We start from the raw sequence: 25,103 nt of genomic DNA, 5'->3' as shown, positions 1-25,103 counted from the left end.
ACGCTCTTTGCCCCCTGCCTTGCGGGGAGAAATGTGCGCCGATGCCGGGACGCGGGGTGCCGACGGGAAGGTGCCCCTCCACCACCCGGCAATGCCGGCGGTCCCCCTCCCCACCGCTGTGCGGCAGGGAGGATCAGGGGAACTACTCCTCCCCATTCCTGATGGGGAGGTGGCAGGCCGCAAGCCTGACGGAGGGGCAAGGCGCGCCGCCGTGCCCCCTCACTGCCAGGCGCGGAACGTCACGCCCAGGGTGCGGGGATCGCTTGGCGTGCCCAGAATCAAGCCGGAATTGCCCGCCTGGATCGTCAGGTTCTGGATATAGTCCGCATTGAACAGGTTGCGCGCAAACACCCCCAGTTCCACGCCGGGCCCGCCATCGCGGCGGCTGCGCCACGCGAGGCTGGCGTTGGTCAGCGCATAGCCGTCGATCATGGTATAGCGCGAGAGCGAGGGATCGCCGTTATAGCTGGTGCGCCAGGCGGTGTCGCTGTGCAGCACCCATTCGCCCCGCGCCATGGGCAGGCGATAGTCCAGGCCCAGCGTCTCGGTCCAGCGCGACAGACCGGTCAGCGTCTTGCCGGTGAGGTCGCACGCCGTGGTGGCCGCCGTCTGCACTTCCAGCGGGCACGGCCCCTTGGGATAATCGGTATAGCGGCCATCGGCATAGGCCAGGGCGCCGGTCAGCGTCAGCCCGCCCCAGTGCACCGCGGCATCGGCTTCCACCCCCTGCACGCGCACGCGTGGAATGTTGGAAAGATAGCCGCGCAGGGCCACGGTCTGGCTGGAATCGACGATCGTCGCCTGGAAATCGCGCACCGTGGTGCGATAGGCCGCCAGGTTGAGCGTCAGGCGGTGGTCCCACCACTGGCTCTTGATCCCGCCTTCCCACGTCACGTTGCGTTCGGGGCGGATCACCGCGGTGGCCAGCACCGGCTGGTTGGCACTGTCGAGCGGCAGGCCCGACATGTTGATCCCGCCCGACTTGAACCCCTGGGCATAGCCGGCATAGGCCATGATGGAGGGGGTCACCTGCCAGGCCAGGTTGGCCCGTCCCGAAAGGCTCGCATCGCTGTTGCGCGCGGTATAGGATTGGGGCCGCAGCACCGAAAGCTGCGCGGCGATCAGCGCGGCGTTGCTGGTCGCCGGCCCGCCAAACACGGTGGTGGCATATTGGCCGTTCTTGTCTTCCCAGGTCTGGCGCAGGCCGCCGGTCAGCGTCACGCGCGGCAGTACTTTCCAGTTCGCCTCGGCAAAGGCGGCATAGCTGCTGACGGCATAGCGCGTGTTGCCGGTCTGGCCATAGCCGTCGAGCAGGTTGGCGGGGATCGCCGTGCCGTTGCTCGTGGTCGTGCCCAGCAGCCACGGCGCGCCATAGGAACCATAGATCGAGATCGGGTGCCCGGTGATGACCTGGCGGAAATAATATAGCCCGGCCACATAGCTGACGCGATGATCGCCGTTGGAAGCCAGGCGCAGTTCCTGGCTGATCTGATCCTGGCGCGAGGGGATGTGCTGCGTGGTCTGGATCTGCAGGCCGGTATAGTCGCGATCGTTGGCCGCGTCCCAGTTCCAGAAGCGCCAGGCACTGACCGACGTGAGCGTGGCGGCGCCCAGGTTCCAGTCCAGCGTTGCGGCAACGCCCCCTTCGTTGGTGTTCACCCCCAACGCCGCGTCGATATCGGTCAACCGGTCATAAGGATTGGTGCTGGGCGGGGCATAGTGGGCAGCGGCGGCGAGCGCGGCATATTGGCGCGAGGCGCTGCGCAGGCTGGTGCCAACGCGCAGGTAAACCTGGGTGCAGCATTCGCCGCCAAAGCGGGCATAATCGGCCACCAGCCGAAGCCGCACGCTGGCCGAAGGCGTGAACAGCAGCTGGCCACGCAGGGCCTGGTTGTCCACGCTGTTCTGGTCTGCGCCGGTGCGTACGTTGTGGATCACCCCGTCGCGCCGCGTGAGCAGGCCCGAGACACGATAGGCCAGCACATCGTCCACCAGCGGCCCGGTGGCCATGGCCCGCGCCTGCACATAACGGCGCTCGCCCAGGCTGACTTCCTCGCTGGCGGCCGGCGTGAAGGACGGCAGGCGCGACGTGATGGAAATCGCCCCGGCCGTGGTGTTCTTGCCGAACAAGGTGCCTTGCGGGCCGCGCAGCACTTCCACCCGCTCGATATCGGAAAAGTCGAACGCCGCCGTCGCCGGGCGGGCGTGGTACACGCCGTCGACATAAAAGCCCACGCCCGGCTCCAGCCCGTCGTTGGCCTGGCTCACCGCCACGACGCTCGATCCCAGGCCGCGAATGGTAAAGGCCGTGTTGCGCGGATTGGCTGAGGAATAAGCAAGCGCAGGCACCAGCGTGGTCAGCGCCTGGGTGTTGACCGCCAGCGACCGATCGAGCCACGCGCCGCCCACCACGCTCAACGCCGCGGGAACGCGCTGCGCCGGTTCGGGCCGTTGGCGCGCCGTCACGACGATATCGTTGGCCGGCCCTGGCAAAGGTTGCGGATCGGCAGCCGAATCCGCCCGCGCCCCGTCCGGCATGACCAGGAGTGCCGCCAGGGCGAGCCCGGCCGGCGCCACTTTGCACAAGTGGCGTTTCGTCGCTGAATTCATGGATCTATTGCCCCTGGATACTGCACCGCGGCCAAGCCGCAGTGTCATATTTTGTCACCCCAGGCTATATTTCATGAAACACAGCATAGCGCAAGGATCATCCCAAACCCCCGAAAATGCGGCGCCCCTCGCCATCAATTCCGTCTATTTTGCGTCAATCCTTTGTCACGAATGTGTCATCAAAACGTCATAGGGGCGGCCAACAGCCCTGAACGGACACTTCGCCTCATGCGTATCCTGCCTTGCCTTTTCGGCGCCGCCCTGGCCGCTACCTGTATGCTTGCCCCCGGCGCCGCCCGCGCAGACACCGACACGCAGGGCTGGGGCGGATTGACCGTCACCGCCAAGGCCGGGCCCCACTGGCGCGTGTCCAACGAAACCATCTTGCGCACCGGCAACACGCGCGGGTTCTACGAACTCGAAGACAATTTCATGGTCGGCTACAAGCTGGACAAGACCTTCACCGTGTGGCTCGGCTACACCCACGATCCCAACTACTTGCACGGCGATTTCGCGGTGATGGAGCGTCGTTTCCGCCAGCAGGTCTCGTTCGACAATTTCGCCCACCTGGGCCCGGTGCGGTTCAACGGCCGCATGCGTCTGGAACAACGCTGGCGCGACAACATGCCCGGCACCGGCTGGCGCCTGCGCCCGTTCATCAAGGCCAGCCTGCCGGTGGCCAAAGACAGCAAGGTCATGATCGTGGCCAGCCACGAAAGCTTTATCGACCTGAACAAGACCACGTTCCAGACCGTCAACGGCGAGGAGCGCATGCGCAATTTCATCGGCGTCAATGCGCCGATCACCAAGACGCTATCGGTCGAAGCCGGCTATCTCAACCAGCACGGCATCCGCCCCGGCAAGCTCGACAGCAGCGACCACGTCGCCTCCGTGGCGCTTACTCTCGCGCTGTAATTTCCGCGCGATTCGACGCTTCGACCGGCTGGCGCCTCTTTCCCCGGCTGCCCCGATCGTTCGTCGATCCCCGTGCAGCCGCCGGCGGCGCGCACGGGGCCGGCCCGCCTTGCCATGCCGAACCGGGGGGAACGGCGTGGCAGGGCGGGCCGATCCGGCACGCTGGCGCCCCTGCCCCTTGCCTTAACGGCCGCACGCCCGTAGCGGGCGGGCGAGCACCAGCAAACCTGTCAACTCCGGAGTCGAACCATGGTCCCCCGTTATGCCCGCCCCGCGATGACCGCGATCTGGGAACCCGAAGCGCGCTATCGCATCTGGTTCGAGATCGAGGCCCATGCCACGCAGAAGCTGGGTGACCTGGGCGTGGTGCCGCAAAGCGGCGCCAAGGCGCTGTGGGACTGGTGGGCGACCAACCCCACGATCGACGTGGCCGCGATCGACGCGATCGAAGCGGTGACCAAGCACGACGTGATCGCCTTCCTCGACTGGGTGGCGCAGCAGGTTGGCCCCGAGGCGCGCTTCATGCACCAGGGCATGACCAGCTCCGACGTGCTCGACACCACGCTGGCGGTGCAGCTGGCCCGCGCCGCCGATATCCTGCTGGATGACATCGACGCCCTGCTTGCCGCGATCAAGCGCCGGGCGACAGAGCACAAGTATACCCCGACCATCGGCCGCAGCCACGGCATCCATGCCGAACCGACCACCTTCGGCAAGAAGCTGGCCGAGGCCTATGCCGAATTTTCGCGCTGCCGCGCGCGCCTGGTCAATGCCCGGGCCGAAATCGCCACGTGCGCCATTTCCGGCGCAGTGGGCACCTTTGCCAACATCGATCCGGCCGTGGAAGAATACGTGGCCGAAAAGCTGGGCCTGAGCGTCGAGCCGGTGTCCACCCAGGTGATCCCGCGCGATCGCCACGCGATGTTCTTTGCCACGCTGGGCGTGATCGCCAGCTCGATCGAGCGCCTGGCCACCGAAGTGCGCCACCTGCAGCGCACCGAAGTGCTCGAAGCGGAAGAATACTTCTCGCCGGGGCAAAAGGGTTCGTCCGCCATGCCGCACAAGCGCAACCCGGTGCTGACCGAAAACCTCACCGGCCTTGCCCGCGTGGTGCGTTCGGCCGTGACCCCGGCGCTGGAAAACGTGGCGCTGTGGCACGAGCGCGATATCTCGCACTCGTCGGTGGAACGCTTCATCGGCCCCGACGCCACGATCACGCTCGATTTCGCCCTCGCCCGCCTGACTTCGGTGGTGGACAAGCTGGTGGTTTATCCTGAGCGGATGCAGAAGAACCTCGATCGCATGGGCGGCCTGGTCCACTCGCAGCGCGTGCTGCTGGCCCTGACCCAGGCCGGCGTGACGCGCGACGAGGCCTATCGCCTGGTGCAGCGCAACGCCATGAAGGTGTGGGAATCCGACGGCCAGCTTTCGCTGCTCGAACTGCTCAAGGCCGACGAGGACGTGACCAAGGCCCTGACCGCGCAGCAGATCGAGGAAAAGTTCAACCTGGACTATCACTTCAAGGCTGTGGATACGATCTTCGCCCGCGTGTTCGGCGAATAATGCAAGTGCTGGCGCTTCGTTTACAATCTGCCTAATGTCCGCCACCCGTGCATGGGGCACGGCAGGTTGAAGGTGAAGCGCCACACATGAAGCAGATCCGCATCGTCTTGTGGCTCGCCCTCGTTGCGGCCTTTGCCGCTTTCATCGTGATGAACGCGGAAACCGCGCGGGTGAATTTCTGGCCCTATGGCGCCGGGTATCTGCATTTCGACTGGCCGGTGGGATTTGTCGCGCTGGTCTTTTTCCTGGCCGGGTTCCTGCCGCCCTGGGCGGCGGGCCGCCTGCGCCGCTGGCGCCTCAAGCGCCGCATCGCCACTCTGGAGTCGAGCCTGGTGAGCCAGGCCGGCACCTATCCCGCCACCGATGCCGCCATTGATGCGGCCCAGCCGGACATCCACCCGTGAGCAACCCGATCTATCTTGCCGTCGATCTTCCCCGCCTCGATGCCGCAGTGGCGCTGGGGCAAAAGGTGAAAGGGCACGTCGGCGGGTTGAAGCTGGGTCTGGAATTCTTTTGCGCGCATGGTCACCACGGCGTTCTCGAAATGGCCAAGATCGGGTTGCCGATCTTCCTCGACCTGAAACTGCACGACATTCCCAACACGGTCGCGGCCGCGATGCAGTCGATCCATGTGCTGCAGCCCGCGATCGTCACCATCCACGCCGCTGGTGGGCGGGCGATGATGGAAGACGCCAAGGCGGCGGCCGGCGAAGCGTGCAAGGTGGTGGCCGTAACCGTGCTGACCAGCCTGGACGATGCCGACTTGGCCCGCACCGGCATTGCCGGCACCCCGCACGACCAGGTGCTGCGCCTGACCGACCTTGCCCAGGAAGCGGGCCTCGATGGCATCGTCTGTTCGGGCCACGAAGTGGGCGAAGTCCACCGCCGCTGGAAGAATGGCTATTTCGTGGTGCCCGGCCTGCGCCCGGCCGAAGGCAAGGGCGCCGCACTGGGCGACCAGAAGCGCGCCATGACGCCGCGCGCCGCGCGCGATGCCGGCGCATCGTGCCTGGTGATCGGCCGCCCGATCAGCCGCGCCGAAGACCCGGTGGCCGCCGCTCGCGCCATCGAAGCCACGCTGTAAGCACCATGCCGACCGCTGTGGAGCCAAAGTTCAGGCTGGCCACCTTGGCCGACCTGCCCGCGCTGCGCACCCTGGTGGAACGTGCCTATCGCGGCGATACCGCGCGCCAGGGCTGGACGCACGAGGCCGATCTGCTCGATGACGAACGCACGTCGGACGCAGAACTCGCCGCCGCGCTTGCCGCCGCCGACAAGCGCGTGATCGTGGCCGAAGCCGGGGATGGTGCACTGGTGGGCACGGTCACACTGGTGGGCTTGCCCGGCAGCAGGGCCTATCTCGGCATGCTCTGCGTTGATCCCGATGTGCAGGCCGGTGGCCTGGGGCGGGCGCTGCTGGCGCAGTGCGATGCCATGGCCAAGACAGAACTGGGCGCCCGCGCCATCGAAATGACCGTAATCGACCGCCGCCCTGAACTGATCGCCTGGTACGAGCGCCGCGGTTATGTCCGCACCGGTGAAACCCGCCCGTTCCCCGGCACCATGGCGGTCGATTTTGCCATGGTCGTGCTGGAACGCCCGCTTACCTGAACGGTTTCCCCTGCAACGGTTCAGCGCGCCGCAAGCTCGCTTCGGCCATGCCTGAACCGTAACAAACGGAGACCGTCCCCGATGAAGCGCCTGATCCTTGCCGCCAGCATTGCCGCCCTGCCGCTGGCCGCGCTTGCCGTTCCCGCCCATGCCCAATCGGTGCAGACCGCCCCTGTCGTCAGCCCCGGCGCTACCGTCCTGACCGTCCAGGCCGAAGGCCGCACCACGCGCGTGCCCGATCTGGCGGTGTTCTCCGCCGGCGTCACCAGCGAAGGCAAGACGGCGAGCGAAGCGCTGGCCGCCAATGCCCGCGCGATGAATGCCACGCTGTCCGCGCTCAAGGCCAGCGGCGTGGCCGCGCGTGACATTCAGACCAGCAATCTTTCGGTCAGCCCGGTCTATGGCCAGCAAAAGCGCCTGCCCGATGGCAGCACCGAAGGCGATCCGGTGATCGTGGGCTATCGCGCCACCAACCAGGTGCAGGTCAAGCAGCGCGACCTTGCCCGCTATGGCCAGGTGATCGACACGCTGGTGAAAGCCGGCGCCAACGAAGTGAACGGCCCGAGCTTCCAGCTCGACAAGCCCGACGTGGCCCAGGACGAAGCGCGAGTCGACGCGGTGAGCAAGGCCCGCGCCCGCGCCGAACTCTATGCCCGCGCTGCCGGCCTCAAGGTGGTACGCATTCTGACCATCAGCGAAACCGGCGGCTGGTCGCCCCAGCCGCCGATGCTCTATGCCCGCGCCGACAAGATGATGATGAGCGCCGCACCAAGCCCGGTTGCCGCCGGCGAACTGGACGTGAGCGCATCGGTCACCATCACGTTCGAGCTTGCACCGCAGTAAGCAAGCCGCCACATGGGCTGGTCATGCCAGCCCCTGCTATCAAGATCTGCGGAATCAACACGAGTGCCGCGCTCGACGCCACGCTTGCCGCGCGCGCCGAATACGCCGGCCTCGTGTTCTTCCCCCCTTCGCCCCGGCACGTATCGGTGCGCGATGCCGCCACGCTTGGCGCGCGCAACGCCGGGCGTGCGCGCCTGGTCGGGCTGTTCGTGAACGCCGATGACGCCACGATTGCCGAGGCCGTGCGCGCCGCCCGGCTGGACGTGCTGCAACTCCACGGCGCGGAAACGCCCGAACGCGCCGCCCAGCTCAAGGCGCAGTTTGGCTTGCCGGTGTGGAAGGCGCTGTCCATCGCCGCCCCTGCCGACGTTGCCGCCGCCACCCGCTATGCCGGCGCGGCCGATCTGCTGCTGTTCGATGCCAAGGCGCCCAAGGGCGCTGCCATTCCCGGTGGCCTGGGCCTGGTGTTCGACTGGACCTTGCTCAAAACCTATCGCGGCGCCACCGCCTGGGGCCTGGCCGGGGGTCTTTCACCCGATAACGTTGCCGATGCGGTGCGCCAGACCGGCGCCGAACTGGTCGATGTCTCGTCCGGCGTGGAAAGCGCGCCCGGGGTCAAGGACGAAAGCCGCATCCAGGCCTTCTGCCGCGCCGCGCGTTCGGCTAATTGAAGGTCCGGCTTCGCCGGATTTGCGGCACCGGCCCGCTCCCCCACCCGACCTCCCATAGGGTACTATCGTTGGGAGGTCGGGTGGGAGAGCGGGCCGGTGCCGCAACGAAAAAGGGCGACGCTCGCGCGCCGCCCTTTTCCCGCTGTTCGGATCGGTGCGATCAGAACTTCAAGCCCACGCCGGCGGTCACCGCGTCGCGGTTGCCCAGGCCTTCGTCGGCGATGTAGTGGCGGTATTCCACCTTGCCGTAGAACTTCTGCAGGAACGACTTCTGCACGCCGGCGCCGAAGTTCCATGCGCCGCCGCAGTCAGAGCACGGCGTGGTGGCATAGCCGCCCACGGCATAGAGCTTGGTGCCGGCCAGGTTGGCACCCAGGCGACCCGAAACGCCAACCGAAACGCGCTTGGCATAGCTGTTCAGGATCTTGTCGGCCGACACTTCGACGCCACCGAATGCGGCAGGGCCAAGGTCATAGTCGTAACCGGCAGCAACGCCAGCCGTGGCATCGGTGCTGTCGTGATTCCACAGCACGCCGCTGTGCGCTTCGACGCGGACCTCGTTGGCCATAGCCGGGGCAGCTGCAGCCAGGGTACCGGCGAGCGCGAGAAGAACGAGACGCATAATAAACCTCCTTGCATTCAAGCCGCCGTTTTGCGCGGCGGTCGAGTGGGCAAGTAGTCCGCGCCTCAATCCTCAACAAGTCAGAAAAATGACATTTCTGACTCTAACATAGTACACATGGCATTTTTGCCACAGTTTCTGTCATTTGTGAAAGGATTCTTCTTTTCTGAACAAATAGACAGAAAGTATCGTTGCAGTATTTGAAAACGCAAAAAGGCGGCCCCATTACAGGACCGCCTTCACGACGTTGCAAAACGCTCTCTAACGCCGGCACATTACGCCAGGATGAACGCGCAATGATGCAAATTGCGGAAATGGAATTGCATAAATCCGAAGCGTGAACCGGGCACATCGCGTGGGGGCCCATGGCCCGCAACCGCCCGTTGGGCCATGAATCTGGACAAGCGCCGCGCCCTCTGCCAATCGGCTGGACCATGACTGTCCAGAACCCGAACAGCTTCCGCAATCAGCCCGACGAGCGTGGCCACTTCGGCCAGTTCGGGGGCCGCTATGTTGCCGAAACGCTGATGCCGCTGATCCTCGATCTCGAGACGGAATACCGCAAGGCCAAGGCCGATGCGGCTTTCCAGGCCGAGTTCGACGATCTGCTCGAACACTATGTCGGCCGGCCGAGCCCGCTCTATTTCGCGCCCCGGCTGACCGAGGAACTGGCCAAGAGCGCGCCGGAAGGCAAGGGTGCCCAGGTCTGGTTCAAGCGCGACGAGTTGAACCACACCGGCGCGCACAAGATCAACAACTGCATCGGCCAGATCCTGCTGGCCATGCGCATGGGCAAGACGCGGATCATCGCGGAAACCGGCGCCGGGCAGCACGGCGTGGCCACGGCCACCGTCTGCGCGCGTTTCGGGCTGCCCTGCGTGGTCTACATGGGTGCCACCGACGTGGCGCGCCAGGCGCCCAACGTGTTCCGCATGAAGCTGCTGGGCGCGCAAGTGGTGCCGGTCACCTCGGGCGCGGGCACGCTCAAGGATGCGATGAACGAAGCGCTGCGCGACTGGGTCGCCAACGTGCACGACACGTTCTACATCATCGGCACCGCCGCGGGCCCGCACCCCTATCCCGAACTGGTGCGCGATTTCCAAAGCGTGATCGGCCGCGAAGCGCGGGCGCAGATGCTCTCGCGCGTCGGCCGCCTGCCCGATGTGCTGGTGGCCGCGATCGGTGGCGGCTCCAACGCCATCGGCCTGTTCCATCCGTTCCTGGATGATCCTTCGGTCAAGATGCTGGGCGTGGAAGCGGCCGGCCACGGGCTGGACAAGGAACACGCGGCCAGCCTTGCCGGGGGGCGCCCTGGCGTGCTCCACGGCAACAAGACCTATCTGTTGCAGGACGAGGATGGCCAGATCACCGAAGGCCATTCGATCAGCGCGGGCCTGGACTATCCCGGCATCGGCCCCGAGCACGCCTGGCTCAAGGATATCGGCCGGGTGGAATACACCTCGGTGACCGATACCGAGGCGCTCGACGGCTTCCAGCTGCTCTGCCGCACCGAAGGGATCATTCCCGCGCTCGAACCCAGCCATGCCATCGCCGCTGTCGCCAAGCTCGCGCGGACGCTGGACAAGGACCAGATCATCCTGGCCAACCTTTGCGGGCGTGGCGACAAGGACATCTTCTCCGTCGCCAAGCACCTGGGGGTAGAGCTGTAAGGGCGGAACGCCCTAGCCTCCTCATGCATCGTCACCCCGGACTTGATCCGGGGTGACGACGATAAAGGTGCGCCCCTTTGCATCCAGCAGGGAATAACGTAGTGCGCTGCCCGAAAGTGACGAAGACGATGGAAGGTGTTTTGAAAATGCTCTCGCAGGCGTTGGCAGATGCGCGGCTTGCCCCTCTCCCAACCCTCTCCCCCGAAGGGGAGAGGGCTTGACCATGTCCCGCCTTTCATCCGCCTTTGCCAAGGGCCACGCCACGCTGGTCTGCTTCGTCACCGGCGGGGACCCGACGCCCGAAGCGACACCCGCGATTCTCGATGCGCTGGTGGCTGGCGGGGCCGACGTGATCGAGCTGGGCATGCCGTTCACCGATCCCATGGCCGATGGCCCAGCGATCCAGAACGCCAACTTGCGCGCGCTGGCCGCAGGCACCAAGACCGCGCATATCCTGGCCATCGCCAAGGGCTTTCGCGCCCGTCACCCTAACGTGCCGCTGGTGCTGATGGGCTATGCCAACCCGATGATCACGCGCGGCGCCCAGTGGTTTGCCGATGCCTGCGCCGATGCCGGCGTGGACGGCGTGATCTGCGTGGACATTCCCAGCGAGGAAGACCCGGAACTGGGCCCGGCGCTGCGCGCGCACGGCATTTCGCCCATTCGCCTCGCCACGCCCACCACCGATGCGGCGCGGCTGCCCGCCGTGCTCGATGGCTCGGGCGGGTTCCTCTATTACGTTTCGGTTGCCGGCATCACCGGCAAGCAATCGGCCGCGCTCGCCTCGATCCAAGAGGCGGTGGCGCGGATCAAGCAGACCGCCACGATCCCCGTTGCCGTGGGCTTTGGCGTGCGCACGCCCGAACAGGCCGGTGGCATTGCCGCCGTGGCCGATGGCGTCGTCGTCGGTTCCGCGCTGGTGGATCTCGTGGCCCAACACGGCGCCGATGCCGCCGGCCCGGTGCGCGACCTGGTCGCTGCACTGAGCGCGGCCGTGCACGCGGCGCGAAAGGACATTGCATGAGCTGGATCAACCGCGTTCGCAACGCGCTGCCCTTCACCCCCAAGCGCGATACGCCCGACAACCTGTGGATCAAGTGCCCTTCGTGCAGCGAAATGCTGTTCACCAAGGAGTATGAAGACAACCAGTCGGTCTGCCCGCGCTGCGACCACCATGGCCGCATCGGCGCCGATGCGCGCCTGGCACAGCTGATGGACCCCGGTTTCGTCCTGCTGCCCGCGCCCAAGGTGAAGGAAGACCCGCTCAAGTTCCGCGACACCAAGAAGTATGCTGATCGCATCAAGGCCGCCCGCGCCGCCAACCCGCATCCCGATGCACTGACCAACGCGGTGGGCCGGATCGAAGGCAAGAAGGCCGTGGTCGGCGTGCAGGAATTCGCGTTCATGGGTGGATCGATGGGCATGGCCGTTGGCAATGCCTTCATCGCCGGCACCGAGCGCGCAATCCGCGAAAAGTGCCCCTATGTCGCCGTGACGGCGGCGGGCGGCGCGCGCATGCAGGAAGGCATCCTGTCGTTGATGCAGATGCCGCGTTCCACCGTGGCGATCAGCCGCCTGCACGCGGCGGGCCTGCCCTATATCGTGGTTCTCACCGATCCGACCACCGGCGGCGTGACCGCCAGCTATGCCATGCTGGGCGACGTGCAGATTGCCGAGCCGGGTGCCCTGATCGGCTTTGCCGGCCAGCGCGTGATCCAGGACACGATCCGCGAAAAGCTGCCCGAAGGCTTCCAGCGCGCGGAATACCTGCACGCCCACGGCATGATCGACATGGTGGTGCACCGCCACAACCTGCGCGCCACCCTGGCCGAAACCATCGATTACCTGATGGCCGCCAAGGCCGCCTGACACGAACGCGCCCCACCCCCGCGCCCGCGCGGGGGTGGATCGGCGGGAGGGGGTTTCGTGAAGGACTTCGCGATTTCCGAAAATCCGGCAGTGCAGGCCCAGCTCGATCGGCTGGGCGCGCTGTCGCTGCCGCAAGGACGGCTGGGCCTCGACACCGTGCGCGAGCTCTGCGCGCGTCTGGGCAACCCGCAAGACCGGCTGCCGCCCGTGTTCCACGTGGCCGGCACCAACGGCAAGGGTTCGACCTGCACGTACCTGCGCTTCATGCTGGAAGCGCAGGGCCTGCGCGTGCACACCGCCACCAAGCCGCACCTGGTGCGCTATAACGAGCGTATTCGCCTGGCCGGCCAGTTGATCGACGATGCGCTGCTGGCCGATCTGCTCAAGCGGGCGCTCGACGCCGCAGAGCCAGACCTGAAGCCGAGCTTTTTCGAAGTGACCACCGCCGCGTTGTTCCTGGCCTTTGCCAGCGTGCCGGCGGATGCCTGCGTGATCGAAACCGGTCTGGGCGGGCGGCTGGATGCCACCAACATCCTGCCAACAGCGGCCTGCGCCGGCCTTGCCACGCTGGGCCTCGATCACGAGGCGTTCCTGCTTTCACCCGATCCCGGCATTCCCGCCGCCGCGGCGCAAGATCCGCTGGCGCGCATCGCCTTTGAAAAGGCCAGCATCGCCAAGCCGGGCGTGCCGCTGGTCACGCTGGCCTATCCGCCCCACGCAGCGCAGGTGGTTGCCGATACGGCCGCGACGCAAGGCGGTATCCTGGTGCCGCGCGGCGCGGCGTGGGATGCCAGCGTGGATGGCGCAATCGTCTATCGCGATGAGCGCGGATCGCTTACCCTGCCGCTACCCGCGCTGGCGGGCGCCCACCAGGCAGAAAACGCTGCGCTCGCCGTGGCCATGCTGCGCCACCAGAGCGCCCTTGACGTAAGCCCGCAGGCCATGGCCGATGGCATCCGCGCCGCGCGCTGGCCTGCCCGGCTGCAACGGCTGGGTGCCGGGCCGCTGACGGTGCAAGTGCCGGGCCGCACGGTGTGGCTCGATGGCGGACACAATCCCGATGCCGGCCTTGCCATCGCCCGCCACCTCGCCGCGCAGCCCCCGGTGCACGTGGTCATCGGCATGCTGGCAAACAAGGACCCCGGCGCGATCCTCGCCCCGCTGGGCGATCATGCGCTGTCCATCTCGGTCGTCCCCGCGCCCGGCCACGATGCCCACCGGCCCGAGGATTTCGCCGCGCACAGCGCCCTGCCCGTGCGCAGCTTTGCCGATGTGGAAGCGGCCCTGGCCGCGCTGCCGCCGGGCGGCGACGTGCTGATCGTCGGCTCGCTCTATCTGGCCGGCGACGTGCTGCGGCGGAATGGCGAAGTGCCGGATTGAATCGGCAGGCGTGATTTCCACCACCCCCAACCCCCTCCTCTGAAGAGGAGGGGGCTTAGATATCAATTCTTTACTCCCCCTCCTCTTCAGAGGAGGGGGTTGGGGGGTGGTGCGAAGCCACGCGCAAGGCCCCGCGCGACACCCTTGCCCATTCCAGCAGCACGAAGACCACCGCCAGCCCGCCGGCCAGCGCGGCATAGCGGAACACCGTGGCATAGCCATAAAGGTCGAATGCCTCGCCCGCGATCCCGCGCCCCAGCGAGCCGATCAGGAACGTGAGCGAGGACAGCAGCGCATATTGCACGGCGGTGTAGCTGCGGCTGACGATGCCCGACATATATGCGACGAATGCCGCCCCGGCGATGCCGGTGGAGATGTTTTCAAAGCTGATCGCCAGAAGCAGGCGCACCATGCGATCATCGAACCCGAACGCGCCGAACAGGGCGTGGAGGCCAATGGCATGGCCCACCCGGTCGATCAACGGGGCGCCTTCGGCCAGATCGGCATAGACGAAATTGCCCAGGATGGGCAGCACCGCACCGATCAGGATCGTGGGCATGCGCCCCAGCCGCACGAACAGGAAGCCACCCAGGCTGATCCCGGCAATGGTCATGAAAATGCCGAACAGCTTCGAGGCAAAAGCCACCTCGTCCTTGGAATAGTGCAGGAATTCGAGATAGAACGGAAAGGCAAAGCTGGCCCACATGTTGTAGCACAAGGTGTAGGTCAGGATCATGCCGACCACGATCAGCACGCCCCAGCGCAAGCGGCCGACCAGTTCGGCCAGCGGCGCCACCAGCGCCACGTAGAGATGGTTCATCGCCGTGCGTACCGGGCCATGGTCCATGTCGGGCGCGGCAAGTACGGCCACCTGCCGCGTCTTGAGCGCGTTGACCACCGCCGAAACCAGCAGCGGCACGGCCACCGTGGCCAGCACGATCAACGGCCCGGTTTCGCGCGTGAAGCTGGCGACGGAGGGGTGCTTTTCCCCCGGCCCCAGCGGGCTGAGCATCTTGACCATGAACAGCACGATCGTGGCAATCGCCCAGGCCCAGCTGGCCCCCACCACCGCCAGCGCGGCAGTGCGGGCGGACGCGTTGAGTTCACCCACCTGCCCCAGCGTGGCGTGCAAGGCGCCCTGCTCGGCGCGCGGCGTATCGGGCGCGCGCAGCGTGACCACGAAGACCAGGCCGATCAGCCCGGCCATCAACAGATAGACCAGCGGCCAGCTCATCCGCCCGGCCATGACCAGTGCCAGCGCCCCACCCACGATCGAAGCGATGCGATAACCAAACTGATAGATCGAGGAAAGCAGCTCGACGCTGGCCTGTTCGTCGGCCACGTCGATCCGCCAGGCATCGATCGCCACGTCCTGCGTGGCCGAAGCCAGCGCGCCCAGGAACGCGAACAGCGCAAATGTGCCGATGGCACGGGTGGGATCGGTGGCGGCCAGCCCGGCAAAGCTGAGCACCAGCACCCCCTGGCACAGCGCGATCCAGCTCTTGCGGCGGCCCAGCCGCTCCAGCCCCGGCAGCGCCAGGCGATCGACCAGCGGCGACCACAGGAACTTGAACGAATAGGACAGCCCGATCCACGACAGCACGCCGATGGTGGCCAGGTCGATCTTCACTTCGCCCAGCCAGGCGTTGAGCGTGCCGATCAGCAGCGCATAGGGCAGCCCGGAGGAGAACCCGAAACCCAGCATCGTGGCCGACTTGCGCGATTGCAGCGCCAGCTTGAACAGGCGCCAGCCCTTGGGTTTCTGTGGCGCGGGGGCCGATGCCATCGTGGTCTCCTGGTTGCTCGCTGGGCACCCTAGGCGCGGGGAAGGCCCTTCGACAAGCGCAGGGCGAACGGATTTCACGACCGAGGTGCCGTTCGGGCTGAGCCTGTCGAAGCCCCAAGCACCCCCATCCGCCGCCACTTTGACGCAAAGGCGGCAATGGTCTATGGGCCGGCGATGACACTTCCCCCAAAAGGCAGGAGCGGCCGCCCGGGACGGCCCGCCGCTTCCAACAAGGCCGCAAGTACACGCCGTCCCGATGGCAAGCCGGCGCCGCGCGCAGACCGCGCCGCGCCGCGTGACGGCAGCAAGCCCGCCGCCAAGCCGGCGGGCAAGCCGCAGGCCCGGCCTGCGGCCAAGATCGAAGGCAAGCTGAGCCCCAAGCCGGTTGCGCCCAAGCCCGCTGCGCGGCGCGACGATCGGCCGAGCGGCATGGCCCAGGCCAGCTCGCTCACCCGCCCGCAGCAGGGCGAACGCCCGTTCCGCATCGCCAACCATCCGGCCAAGGCGGCTGCCCGGCCCGCAGCCAAGCCCGCCGCCGCGCCGGCCCAGCCGCGCGAGGAAGGCCGCGAGGGCGAGCGCATTGCCAAGCTGCTCGCGCGCGCCGGCGTTGCCTCGCGCCGCGAAGTGGAGCGCCTGATCACCGAAGGGCGCGTGCGCCTGAACGATGAACTCGTCACCACGCCCGCCACGATTCTCAAGAACCTCAAGGGTGTGAGCGTGGATGGCAAGCTGATCGCCGCCGCCGCCCCCACCCGCGTGTTCCGCTTTCACAAGCCAGCCGGCCTGATCACGGCCGAGCGCGATCCTTCGGGTCGGCCCACGATCTACAACGCGCTGCGCAACGCGCTGCCGCCGGGCACGCCGCGCGTGATGCCGGTGGGACGGCTGGACCTCAACACCGAGGGCCTGCTGCTGCTGACCAACGACGGCGAATTGAAGCGCGCACTGGAGCTGCCCGCCACGGGCATCCCGCGCACTTATCGCGCCCGCACCTTTGGCGACATCTCGCAGAACCAGCTGGAAGAGCTGATCGAGGGAATCGAGATCGAAGGCATTCACTATGGCCAGATCGACGCCAACATGGAGCGGCGCACCGGCCGCAACCAGTGGATCGAAATGACCCTGACCGAAGGCAAGAATCGCGAAGTGCGCCGCGTGCTGGAGCATCTGGGCCTGCAGGTCTCGCGCCTGCTGCGCACCGCCTATGGCCCGTTCGAGCTGGCCGACCTGCCCCGCGGCGGGGCCGAGGAAGTGCCGCAGGTTCTGGTCGAGCGCTTCCGCAAGACGCTCAAGACCCAGCCCGCGCAGGCAGCCCAGCCGGCCCAGAGTGCCCAGCCCGCCAAGCCGGCCACGCCCAACACGGAAAATTGAACGAATGCGTATCATTGCCGGGCAATGGCGCGGACGCAAGCTGAACGCGCCCGCCGGAGACACCACCCGCCCCACGTCGGACCGCACGCGCGAGACGCTGTTTTCGATGCTGACCAGCCGGTTGGGCGATTTCGAAGGCCTCAAAGTGGCCGATCTGTTTGCCGGATCGGGTGCGCTGGGGCTGGAAGCGCTGTCGCGCGGGGCGGCGCATTGCCTGTTCGTGGAGCAGGACGCGGCCGCTATCCGCGCGATCCGTGCCAACCTCACCGCCTTCCGCGTGCAGGCCCAGGCCGATGTGCGCGCCTCGTCCGTCCTGTCACTGGGACCGGTCAAGGAACCGCTGGACCTGATCCTGCTCGATCCGCCCTATGGCACCGGCGCGGGCGCGGTGGCGGTGGACAAACTGGTCCGGCTGGGCTGGATCGGCGAAGGCACCTGGGTGAGCCTGGAAACCCACGCCGACGAAGCGCCGCAGATCAAGGCCTGCGAAGTGGAAAGCGAACGCAAGGTGGGCAAGGCACGGCTCACGTTGCTGCGCTTGAAGGCCTGACAAGGGCAGCGCCGGCGCCCTTCGACAGGCTCAGGACAGGCCCCTAGCGCGCTGGCTTGGGCGCCAGCAGCACACCCGCCAAAGTCACCGCCCCTGCCACCGTCAGGAACAGGCCCACGCTGGCCGTGCCACCGCGCGCCGCCAGCAATTGTGCCGCGAACGGCGCCAGCGCGCCGCCGATGATCCCGCCCACGTTGAACGCGATCGAAATGCCGGTGTAGCGCACCGGCACGGCATAGAGCGTGGGCAGCCAGGCGCCGAGCGGGCCATAGACCAGCCCCATCACGAACAGCGCCAGGGCCAGCGTGGCAAAGACCACCGGCAGATGCCCCGATCCCAGCCCCAGGCCGAAGACCAGCCCGACCAGCGCCGTGAGCCCCGCGCCCACGCGCAGCACGGCGGCCGGCCCGCGCTTGTCTGCCCACCAGCCAGCCAGCGCGATGCCCGCAGCCAGGAAGAAATTGGCGGCCAGCTGCACCGCCAGGAATTCCTGCTTGGCATAGCCGAGCTTGGTGGTGGCAAATGAAAGCGCGAAGGTGGTGGCGAGATAGAAGATCGCAAAGCAGGCGACGACGCCCGCGATGCCGGCCAAGACCGCGCCGGGATGATCGGCCAGCAGGCGACCGACCGGAACCTTGGGCGGAGGCGCGGCTTCCACCGCTTCACGGAAGGCGGCGGTTTCCCCGATCTTGAGCCGCACCCACAGGCCCAGGCCGACCAGCAGCGCGCTGGCCAGGAACGGCACGCGCCAGCCCCAGCTGGCAAAGGCGGCTTCGGGCAAAGTCAGTCCGAGGATCAGGAACAGCCCGTTGGCAAACAGGAAGCCGAGCGGCGCGCCCAATTGCGGCGCCGCGCCAAAGCGCGCTTCCCAGCCCTTGGGCGCATTTTCAACCGCCAGCAGCGAAGCCCCGCCCCATTCGCCGCCCAGGCCAAAGCCCTGGCCGAAACGCAACAGGCACAAGAGCGCGGGCGCCACCGGCCCCGCCATGGCATAAGTCGGCAGGAAGGCGATCAGCATGGTCGATCCGCCCATCAGCATCAGGCTGGCCACCAGGGTCGACTTGCGCCCCACGCGATCGCCGAAATGGCCGAACGCGATGGCCCCCACCGGCCGCGCCACGAAGGCCAGGCCAAATGTCATGAACGAAAGCAGCACTTGCGCCTCGGGCGCCTGGGCCGGAAAGAACAGCGGCCCGATCACCAGGGCCGCAGCCGTGGCATAGATATAGAAGTCATAGAATTCGACCGCCGTACCAACCAGGCTGGCAGCAAGAATCCGGGCGTGCTGGCGGATGGGATGGACGGCGTGGAGCGGGGTGGGCGCGGTCATAACGCACGCGACGTTCCCGCCGGCCGGTGCGTTGTCAAGCGAACAATGATCTTGTGCACCGCACGCAAAAGGGGCGCCGGTTTCCCGGCACCCCTTCCCCGTTGGCCCGTCCCATTGTCAGGGCAACAGTGTTGCGACCCTTCAGGGCTTGTCGGTTACACGCCGCCGCGGTTGCGGCAGTTGTCCGTGACGGTGCGCGAACACACCGGATACTTCTTGGCGGGCATCGCGCTGGTATCGCTGTTCGCAGCGTACTGGCTGTTGCTGCCGGCCGTCGCGCTGCTGCCGCTGTCCGTGGCAGCATCCGCCGCCGGAGCGGGCGAAGGCGCCGTGTTGGCCGCCATGCCGCCCGAAGTGCTGGCCTGGGCGTCAGCACCGGCGGCGGGCGCCGGCGGCGTGCTGCCGGCAGCCGATGCCGTGGCACGGCCCTGGACCTGCGCCACGATCGACGGCCAGATCTGGGCGCGCTGGTCGGGCGTCATCGCATAGACCTGACCACGCTGGGTATCGTTCAGCGCCCACCAGCCCTTCTGCTGGTCAGCATTGAGCGACCAGAAGTATTCCTGCTGGGCCGAGGGCCAAGCATCATACTTGGCCTTCAGATCGGCCGGCCAGGCATCATACTGGCCCTTCTGCTCGGTGGTCATCGAAAACGGCCCGGCAGGCGCTGCGGCAGCGGCCGCATCCGCAGTCGCGGGCGGGGTGGTAGCGGCCGACTGGGCGTGCAGTGCAGCCGGGATCGAAGCAACGGCAAGCGCAAAAGCGCTGATAGACATGATCTTTCGCATGGGGATCTTCTCCTGTTCCCAAGATCAGAATTTGTCCAAGTTACGCCCCATCCCTTCATTTCGTTTCCGTCCAATCGGCAAGGCGTGATCTTGCGTCGATCAGCCGATCGACTTGCCCCTGGCATGCGACAAACCGTGTTTTTGTTGATGTATGACAGATGAATAACCGGCAATCACCGCGTCCGATGGCAAATGGCTCGGGGCAAATCCGCCTTGCGCGCGCGCATCCAGTTCCCTACTTGTTCCACGGTGACGAGCTTTGCCCCCCCTTCCCATGCCGCTGGAACAGAACCCGACTGGCTTTCCGGCCTGAACCCGCCGCAGCGCGAGGCCGTGCTGACCACCGACGGGCCAGTGCTGATGCTGGCCGGCGCCGGCACGGGCAAGACCGCCGCGCTGACCGCACGTCTTGCCAACCTGTTGCGCCAGCGCCTGGCCTATCCTTCGCAAATCCTGTGCGTCACTTTCACCAACAAGGCGGCGCGCGAAATGCGCGAGCGCGTGGGGCATCTGATCGGCCCGGCGGTGGAAGGCATGCCGTGGCTGGGCACGTTCCATTCGATCGCGGCCAAGATGCTGCGCCGCCATGCCGAACTGGTCGGGCTGACCAGTTCCTTCACCATCATCGATACCGATGATCAGTTGCGCGTACTCAAGCAGTTGATCCAGGCCGAAGGCGTGGATGACAAGCGCTGGCCGGCAAAGCAACTGGCCGGGCTGATCGACCGCTGGAAGAATCGCGGGCTTGCCCCGGCCGACCTGGATGCCGGGGAAAACGAAGCCTATGCCAACGGGCGCGGCGCGCATTTCTATGGCCTCTATCAGGACCGCCTGCGCACCATCAACGCCTGCGATTTCGGCGACCTGACGCTGCACATGCTGACGATCTTTCGCCAGCATCGCGATGTGCTGCAAACCTGGCAGGACCGCTTCCGCTATATCATGGTGGACGAATACCAGGACACCAACGCGGTGCAGTATTTGTGGCTGCGGCTCTTGGCGCAAGTGCGCAAGAACATCTGCGTGGTGGGGGACGACGATCAGTCGATCTATTCCTGGCGGGGCGCGGAAGTCGCCAACATCCTGCGCTTCGAAAAGGATTTTCCCGGCGCCAAGGTGATCCGGCTGGAGCAGAACTATCGCTCCACCCCGCATATCCTGGGCGCGGCATCGGGCCTGATTGCCGAGAACGCGCAGCGGCTGGGCAAGCAATTGTGGACCGAGCAGGACGGCGGCGACAAGCTGCGCGTGATCGGCGTGTGGGACGCGCCGGAGGAAGCGCGCCGCGTGGGCGAGGAGATCGAGCGGCTGGAGCGCGAGGGCTGCCCTCTGGATCGCGTGGCGATCCTGGTGCGCGCGCAGTTCCAGACGCGCGAATTCGAAGACCGCTTCATCCAGATCGGCCTCGCCTATCGCATCGTCGGCGGCTTCCGCTTTTACGAACGCGCCGAAGTGCGCGATGCGCTCGCCTATCTGCGGCTGGTGGGCCAGCCTTCGGACGACCTGGCTTTCGAGCGGATCTTTAACACGCCCAAGCGCGGCCTGGGCGACAAGACGCTGGAGAAGCTGTTCCGCTTTGCCCGAGCGCAACAGGTGCCGCTGCTGCGTGCGGCCTATGACATTGCCGATACCGACGAATTGCCCGCGCGCGCGCGCAACACGCTGCTGGCGCTGGTGCGCGATTTCCTGCGCTGGCGCGACCAGGTGGCGACGCTCTCGCCCGCCGAACTGGCGCGCACGATCCTGGACGAAAGCGGCTATACCGGCGCGCTCCAGGCGGAAAAGAGCGCGGAGGCAAATGGCCGGCTGGAAAACCTTTCGGAACTCGTCCGCGCGATGGAAGAATATGAAACGCTGGGCGATTTCCTGGAGCATGTGAGCCTTGTCATGGACAACGAGGCGGCGGCCAACGAGGAAAAGGTCACGATCATGACCATCCACGCGGCCAAGGGCCTGGAATTCGACCAGGTGTTCCTGCCCGGCTGGGAAGAGGGCGTGTTCCCCTCGCAGCGCGCGCTCGATGAAGGGGGCCTGGCCAGCCTGGAGGAAGAGCGGCGCCTCGCCTATGTGGCGATCACGCGGGCGCGGCGGCGCTGCACCATCCTGCACGCGGCCAACCGCCGCATCTATGGCCAATGGACCAGCGCCATCCCCTCGCGCTTTATCGAGGAACTGCCCGAAGACCATATCGAGCAGGAAACCACGTTGTCGGGTGGCGCTTCGATGTGGCGGGCCAACTGGAGCGAGGCGAGCGATCCCTTTGCCGACGTGGCGCGCAACCATCCGGTCAAGGCCAGCACGCGCGGGCCGGGCTGGCAGCGCGCGGCCAATCAGATGTTCGATCCCAAGCCGCGCAAGATTGCCGAATCGACGCGCAGCGCTGCCAGTTTCGCCAGCAAGCCGCGCAGCGATGTGGCCGTGGGGGCGCGCGTGTTTCACGACAAGTTCGGTTACGGCACGGTTCAGGGCCAGGAAGGCAACAAGCTGGAAATCCTGTTCGACAGCGCCGGGGAAAAGCGCGTGCTCGACAGTTTCGTGAAACCGGCCTGAGCCAGGCCGCAAGGGGACAAGCGATGCGGGGATGGCAGCGGGGGGCGGCCAGAACATGGGTTGGCGCAGCGGCCCTGGTCGGGGCAAGCGGGCTGGCGGCAACCGTTGCCTGGGCCTGCGCGGATTCGTCCTGTTCGCCGGTCTGGCGGCTCGATGCGCCCGATTACGCCTGCGAAGGCCGCGCGATGCTCAGCCCCGGCAACGACACGCGGATCAACCTGCTGCTGTTGATGCGCAGCCTGGCGCCAGTGAGCGACGCGGGCGCGAGCTATGCCAAACCGGACTGGGACGATGGCCAGTTGGGCCATGTGTTCTTCAGCTGGAAGGGCCTGCGCGAAACGCTGTGGCCGCAAGCGCCCGAGCCGGAAACCGCCGCCTCTGAACCGGCCAGCGAGTGCGCAGCACCCAAGGCCGCACAGGATGCCTTTGCCGCTGCCTTGCTGGCCGACAAGGCCGTTGCCGAGAGTGATCGCACACTGCTGATGACCCTGCGCACCAAGGCGGGCTGCGCGGATGCCGACATGGCGATCAAGACCACCAGTGCCGCCGGGCGCGGCTATCTGGATTACCTGCTGGGCGCCGATGCCTTTTACAAGGGTGAGTATCCCGCTGCGCTGGTCGGCTTTGCGAGTGCATCGCGCAGCGCCTCTCCGTGGTTGCAGGAAACCGGAAACTACATGGTCATCCGCGTGGCCCTGCGCCAAGCGGTAGCCAAAGCCATTGACCAGTACGGCGATTTTGCCGGCCTGGACAAAATCGACAAGACCGCAGCCCAAGCGGCGGGCGAAGCGATCGACCGCTATTTGACGTCCTATCCGCAAGGCCGCTATGCCGCCTCGGCGCAAGGGCTGCGGCGCCGCGTCCTGTGGCTGACCGGGCAGGACGCCGCGCTGGCGCAAAGCTATGAGGCCATGCTGCGCGCCACGCCTGGCAACAGCGAGGCCGCTGCCGATCTGGCCGAGGAAATCGACAATACGCTGCTCCAGCGCGAGGATGGCGTGAAAGCCGTGGTCGGCGGTGGCAAGACGCCGCTGCTCATGGCCGTTGCCGATCTCAAGGCGATGCGCCCGCTCGATCCGGCCAAACCCATGCCGCTCGACGCGCAAACGCTGGCGGCACAGGCGCCGGCCTTTGCCGGGCATGACGATCTCTATGGCCTGCTCGGCGCCACGCGCGCCTATTACGCCGGGGAAGCGCCGCGCACGATCCTGGCCCGCCTGCCCGATGCGGCGCGCAGCGCCAGCTACACGCCGCTGGCGTTCAGCCGCCAGGTCTTGCGCGGCATGGCGCTGGCCAAGGCGCACGATACCAACGAGGCCGGCTTCTGGCAGGAACTGATGGGCGGGGCCAAGGGGCTGTGGCAGGGGCAACTGGCGCAACTGGGCCTCGCCCTGCGCTGGCAGCGCGACGGGCGGATCGACCAGGCCCTGGCCAGCGCCTCCCCGATCAAGGACACGACGCTGCGCCAGCTGATGCTGCAGACCATGGCCGCGCCGGCCACGCTGCGCGCCAATGCAGCAGATGCCACACGCCCTGACGAGGAACGCAACGTGGCGCGATTCACCTTGCTGTACAAAGGCCTGACGCGCGGCGCCTATGCCGATTTCACCCGCGACCTGGCGCTGGTGCCGGCCGATCCCAAAGTCGACTTGACGGCGTGGTATGGCGCCGGCCTGCCGACGCCGCCCGCGCAGCGCTTTACGCGAGGGCAATGGTCCGATGTCTTGCCCTGCCCGCCGCTGGTGCAGACCGCCGCCACGCTGGCACGCGATCCGGCCAACCAGACCGCGCGGCTGTGCCTGGGCGAATTCTACCGCCTCAACGGGTTCGACGGCTTCGCGCTCTACACCCCATTTGAAAAGGTGGAGCAACTGGGCCGGGGCAAGGACCAGTTTCGTGGGCCCATGCTGGCGCGCGACGCGATCTATGCCGCGATCATTGCCGACAAGAGCGCAGCGGCCGATCTGCGCGCCTATGCGCTCTATCGCGCGGTAATGTGCTATGCGCCGTCAGGTGCCAATGGCTGCGCCGGGCCGACGCCCGATTACGCCGCTTACCAGGCGCAGCAGGTCTCCAAGGCGCAGCGCAAGGCCTGGTATGACGAGTTGAAGGCCCGCTATCCCACCAGCCGCTGGGCCAAGAGCCTGCGGTATTACTGGTGAAGCGGCGCGCCCTTGCGCTGGCCGCGCTCGCCCTGATGGCGGGTTGCCAGCGCCAGCAACCCAAGCCGGTGGAAACGCCGGCAACCAAGCCGGACGAACCGAAGGTCGACGCCCACGGCTTCGACGCGTTCTATGTGTGGCCCGGCGTGCGCCCGGCCGCCGATCTGCACGCCCACACACTCTACCTGCTCGATGGCGAAGTGCGCCGCCGGCCCGGCCCGGCGCGCTTCACCCGGTTGCGCGCAGGGCTGCCGCGCCTGCCCGATGCCGATCTGTGGCTGGTGGTGCGGATCGACCGGCTGGACCTGAACCCGCGCACCTGGGCGATGATCGTGGCGGACATGGAGCGATGGCAAGCCGCCGGCAACCACCTGGCCGGCCTGCAAATCGATTTCGACGCGGCGACGCAAGGCCTCGATCGCTATGCCATGTTCCTGGCCGATGCCCGCGCGCATCTGCCCCGCCCCTGGCGCCTTTCCATCACCGGGCTGATGGACTGGAGCGCCAATGGCGATCCGGCCGCGCTGGCCCGCCTCAAGCCGGTGATCGACGAAGTGGTGGTGCAGACCTATCAGGGGCGCAGCACGATACCGGGGTATGACGCCTATTTCCGCAAGATGGCGCATTTCCCCCTGCCGTTCCGCGTGGCCCTGGCCGAAGGCGGCGATTGGACACCGCCCCCTGCCCTGGCCCACGAACCGCAGTTCAAGGGCTATGTCGTGTTCCTGATGCCCAAGCAGTTGAAGCGCTGAATCCAATTCACATTCGCCGATCGGCGAATGTGAAGTTCGGCACCGGCCCGCTCCCCCACC

General features: G+C 66.8%; 21 protein-coding genes. 16 read left to right on the top strand and 5 right to left on the bottom strand.

Annotated elements, in window-relative coordinates; genetic code table 11:
- Nucleotides 1-219 precede the first annotated feature (219 nt).
- Nucleotides 220-2,538: a TonB-dependent receptor gene (locus tag FHT19_RS03395; RefSeq protein WP_248290378.1), complete on the bottom strand. Its 2,319-nt coding sequence runs from the start codon at nucleotides 2,536-2,538 to the stop codon at nucleotides 220-222.
- 348 nt (nucleotides 2,539-2,886) lie between these two features.
- Here FHT19_RS03395 and FHT19_RS03390 point away from each other — a divergent pair, with 348 nt between their 5' ends.
- The 7 genes from FHT19_RS03390 to FHT19_RS03360 all read left to right on the top strand — a co-directional run bounded on the left by FHT19_RS03390 (nucleotide 2,887) and on the right by FHT19_RS03360 (nucleotide 8,213).
- On the top strand, nucleotides 2,887-3,525 hold the full coding sequence (locus tag FHT19_RS03390) for a DUF2490 domain-containing protein (protein WP_248290252.1): 639 nt from the start codon (nucleotides 2,887-2,889) through the stop codon (nucleotides 3,523-3,525).
- 249 nt (nucleotides 3,526-3,774) lie between these two features.
- A complete protein-coding gene (gene purB / locus FHT19_RS03385; protein WP_169473954.1) occupies nucleotides 3,775-5,088 on the top strand; it encodes an adenylosuccinate lyase in 1,314 nt (437 codons plus the stop codon).
- 86 nt (nucleotides 5,089-5,174) lie between these two features.
- Complete coding sequence (locus FHT19_RS03380) at nucleotides 5,175-5,492, top strand: LapA family protein (RefSeq protein ID WP_179504402.1); 318 nt, start codon at nucleotides 5,175-5,177, stop codon at nucleotides 5,490-5,492.
- Nucleotides 5,489-6,172 (top strand): orotidine-5'-phosphate decarboxylase, encoded by a 684-nt coding sequence (pyrF, locus tag FHT19_RS03375; protein WP_169473953.1) that lies wholly within the window; start codon nucleotides 5,489-5,491, stop codon nucleotides 6,170-6,172. Before FHT19_RS03380 ends, pyrF begins: the two co-directional genes overlap by 4 nt.
- Before the next feature lie 44 nt (nucleotides 6,173-6,216).
- Nucleotides 6,217-6,699 carry a GNAT family N-acetyltransferase gene (locus tag FHT19_RS03370; RefSeq protein ID WP_248291633.1) on the top strand — a complete coding sequence of 161 codons (483 nt, stop codon included), beginning with the start codon at nucleotides 6,217-6,219 and terminating at the stop codon, nucleotides 6,697-6,699.
- 81 nt (nucleotides 6,700-6,780) lie between these two features.
- Nucleotides 6,781-7,542, top strand: coding sequence for an SIMPL domain-containing protein (locus FHT19_RS03365; RefSeq protein ID WP_169473951.1), 762 nt, complete (start codon nucleotides 6,781-6,783; stop codon nucleotides 7,540-7,542).
- Nucleotides 7,543-7,565: 23 nt separating this feature from the next.
- Nucleotides 7,566-8,213, top strand: coding sequence for a phosphoribosylanthranilate isomerase (locus tag FHT19_RS03360; protein WP_168554365.1), 648 nt, complete (start codon nucleotides 7,566-7,568; stop codon nucleotides 8,211-8,213).
- A 160-nt stretch (nucleotides 8,214-8,373) separates the two neighbouring features.
- On the opposite strand, the gene FHT19_RS03355 is transcribed toward FHT19_RS03360, so the two are convergent.
- Nucleotides 8,374-8,835, bottom strand: coding sequence for an outer membrane beta-barrel protein (locus FHT19_RS03355; RefSeq protein WP_168554364.1), 462 nt, complete (start codon nucleotides 8,833-8,835; stop codon nucleotides 8,374-8,376).
- A gap of 434 nt (nucleotides 8,836-9,269) precedes the next feature.
- Between FHT19_RS03355 and trpB the strand changes: the two genes are divergently transcribed.
- The 4 genes from trpB (at nucleotide 9,270) to FHT19_RS03335 (ending at nucleotide 13,754) form a co-directional block, all read left to right on the top strand.
- The gene (trpB, locus tag FHT19_RS03350; protein ID WP_169473950.1) at nucleotides 9,270-10,505 is read left to right on the top strand and encodes a tryptophan synthase subunit beta; all 1,236 of its coding nucleotides are present in this window, start codon (nucleotides 9,270-9,272) and stop codon (nucleotides 10,503-10,505) included.
- 223 nt (nucleotides 10,506-10,728) lie between these two features.
- Nucleotides 10,729-11,529 carry a tryptophan synthase subunit alpha gene (gene trpA, locus FHT19_RS03345; RefSeq protein WP_169474903.1) on the top strand — a complete coding sequence of 267 codons (801 nt, stop codon included), beginning with the start codon at nucleotides 10,729-10,731 and terminating at the stop codon, nucleotides 11,527-11,529.
- Nucleotides 11,526-12,374 (top strand): acetyl-CoA carboxylase, carboxyltransferase subunit beta, encoded by an 849-nt coding sequence (gene accD, locus FHT19_RS03340; RefSeq protein WP_168554362.1) that lies wholly within the window; start codon nucleotides 11,526-11,528, stop codon nucleotides 12,372-12,374. Before trpA ends, accD begins: the two co-directional genes overlap by 4 nt.
- Before the next feature lie 57 nt (nucleotides 12,375-12,431).
- Nucleotides 12,432-13,754, top strand: a complete 1,323-nt coding sequence (locus tag FHT19_RS03335; protein ID WP_169473949.1) for a folylpolyglutamate synthase/dihydrofolate synthase family protein — start codon at nucleotides 12,432-12,434, stop codon at nucleotides 13,752-13,754.
- Nucleotides 13,755-13,824: 70 nt separating this feature from the next.
- Here FHT19_RS03335 and FHT19_RS03330 read toward each other — a convergent pair whose 3' ends face one another.
- A complete protein-coding gene (locus FHT19_RS03330; protein WP_248290251.1) occupies nucleotides 13,825-15,540 on the bottom strand; it encodes an MFS transporter in 1,716 nt (571 codons plus the stop codon).
- Between the two features lie 174 nt (nucleotides 15,541-15,714).
- On the opposite strand from FHT19_RS03330, the gene FHT19_RS03325 reads away from it, so the two are divergent.
- Both FHT19_RS03325 and rsmD read left to right on the top strand, forming a co-directional pair.
- Nucleotides 15,715-16,911 carry an RNA pseudouridine synthase gene (locus FHT19_RS03325; RefSeq protein WP_248290250.1) on the top strand — a complete coding sequence of 399 codons (1,197 nt, stop codon included), beginning with the start codon at nucleotides 15,715-15,717 and terminating at the stop codon, nucleotides 16,909-16,911.
- Nucleotides 16,912-16,915: 4 nt separating this feature from the next.
- Nucleotides 16,916-17,461: a 16S rRNA (guanine(966)-N(2))-methyltransferase RsmD gene (gene rsmD, locus FHT19_RS03320; protein ID WP_169473948.1), complete on the top strand. Its 546-nt coding sequence runs from the start codon at nucleotides 16,916-16,918 to the stop codon at nucleotides 17,459-17,461.
- Between the two features lie 43 nt (nucleotides 17,462-17,504).
- On the opposite strand, the gene FHT19_RS03315 is transcribed toward rsmD, so the two are convergent.
- Both FHT19_RS03315 and FHT19_RS03310 read right to left on the bottom strand, forming a co-directional pair.
- Complete coding sequence (locus FHT19_RS03315) at nucleotides 17,505-18,791, bottom strand: MFS transporter (RefSeq protein WP_169473947.1); 1,287 nt, start codon at nucleotides 18,789-18,791, stop codon at nucleotides 17,505-17,507.
- Nucleotides 18,792-18,946: 155 nt separating this feature from the next.
- A complete protein-coding gene (locus tag FHT19_RS03310) occupies nucleotides 18,947-19,567 on the bottom strand; it encodes a hypothetical protein (protein WP_169473946.1) in 621 nt (206 codons plus the stop codon).
- Between the two features lie 261 nt (nucleotides 19,568-19,828).
- Between FHT19_RS03310 and FHT19_RS03305 the strand changes: the two genes are divergently transcribed.
- From FHT19_RS03305 to FHT19_RS03295, 3 genes are read left to right on the top strand one after another with little or no spacing between them, the layout of a single operon-like run.
- Entirely contained in the window at nucleotides 19,829-22,129 is a 2,301-nt protein-coding gene (locus tag FHT19_RS03305; protein ID WP_248290249.1) for a UvrD-helicase domain-containing protein, read from the top strand.
- A 23-nt stretch (nucleotides 22,130-22,152) separates the two neighbouring features.
- Nucleotides 22,153-24,291 (top strand): hypothetical protein, encoded by a 2,139-nt coding sequence (locus FHT19_RS03300; protein ID WP_169473944.1) that lies wholly within the window; start codon nucleotides 22,153-22,155, stop codon nucleotides 24,289-24,291.
- The gene (locus tag FHT19_RS03295) at nucleotides 24,288-25,043 is read left to right on the top strand and encodes a DUF3142 domain-containing protein (protein WP_248290248.1); all 756 of its coding nucleotides are present in this window, start codon (nucleotides 24,288-24,290) and stop codon (nucleotides 25,041-25,043) included. Before FHT19_RS03300 ends, FHT19_RS03295 begins: the two co-directional genes overlap by 4 nt.
- Nucleotides 25,044-25,103: the final 60 nt, after the last annotated feature.

It is taken from the genome of Novosphingobium sp. SG919 (assembly GCF_012932495.1).
Taxonomy (GTDB): Bacteria; Pseudomonadota; Alphaproteobacteria; order Sphingomonadales; family Sphingomonadaceae; genus Novosphingobium; species Novosphingobium rhizosphaerae.
This window is presented reverse-complemented; position numbering and strand designations above follow the sequence as displayed.

What these genes read in the sequence shown, in the direction of transcription:
- FHT19_RS03395 (WP_248290378.1), bottom strand. Translation starts at nt 2,538, where the DNA reads ATGCCGGACGGGGCGCGGGCGGATTCGGCTGCCGATCCGCAACCTTTG.
- FHT19_RS03390 (WP_248290252.1), top strand. Translation starts at nt 2,887, where the DNA reads ATGCTTGCCCCCGGCGCCGCCCGCGCAGACACCGACACGCAGGGCTGG.
- purB (WP_169473954.1), top strand. Translation starts at nt 3,775, where the DNA reads ATGGTCCCCCGTTATGCCCGCCCCGCGATGACCGCGATCTGGGAACCC.
- FHT19_RS03380 (WP_179504402.1), top strand. Translation starts at nt 5,175, where the DNA reads ATGAAGCAGATCCGCATCGTCTTGTGGCTCGCCCTCGTTGCGGCCTTT.
- FHT19_RS03365 (WP_169473951.1), top strand. Translation starts at nt 6,781, where the DNA reads ATGAAGCGCCTGATCCTTGCCGCCAGCATTGCCGCCCTGCCGCTGGCC.
- FHT19_RS03360 (WP_168554365.1), top strand. Translation starts at nt 7,566, where the DNA reads ATGCCAGCCCCTGCTATCAAGATCTGCGGAATCAACACGAGTGCCGCG.
- FHT19_RS03355 (WP_168554364.1), bottom strand. Translation starts at nt 8,835, where the DNA reads ATGCGTCTCGTTCTTCTCGCGCTCGCCGGTACCCTGGCTGCAGCTGCC.
- trpB (WP_169473950.1), top strand. Translation starts at nt 9,270, where the DNA reads ATGACTGTCCAGAACCCGAACAGCTTCCGCAATCAGCCCGACGAGCGT.
- trpA (WP_169474903.1), top strand. Translation starts at nt 10,729, where the DNA reads ATGTCCCGCCTTTCATCCGCCTTTGCCAAGGGCCACGCCACGCTGGTC.
- accD (WP_168554362.1), top strand. Translation starts at nt 11,526, where the DNA reads ATGAGCTGGATCAACCGCGTTCGCAACGCGCTGCCCTTCACCCCCAAG.
- FHT19_RS03330 (WP_248290251.1), bottom strand. Translation starts at nt 15,540, where the DNA reads ATGGCATCGGCCCCCGCGCCACAGAAACCCAAGGGCTGGCGCCTGTTC.
- FHT19_RS03325 (WP_248290250.1), top strand. Translation starts at nt 15,715, where the DNA reads ATGACACTTCCCCCAAAAGGCAGGAGCGGCCGCCCGGGACGGCCCGCC.
- rsmD (WP_169473948.1), top strand. Translation starts at nt 16,916, where the DNA reads ATGCGTATCATTGCCGGGCAATGGCGCGGACGCAAGCTGAACGCGCCC.
- FHT19_RS03315 (WP_169473947.1), bottom strand. Translation starts at nt 18,791, where the DNA reads ATGACCGCGCCCACCCCGCTCCACGCCGTCCATCCCATCCGCCAGCAC.
- FHT19_RS03310 (WP_169473946.1), bottom strand. Translation starts at nt 19,567, where the DNA reads ATGTCTATCAGCGCTTTTGCGCTTGCCGTTGCTTCGATCCCGGCTGCA.
- FHT19_RS03300 (WP_169473944.1), top strand. Translation starts at nt 22,153, where the DNA reads ATGCGGGGATGGCAGCGGGGGGCGGCCAGAACATGGGTTGGCGCAGCG.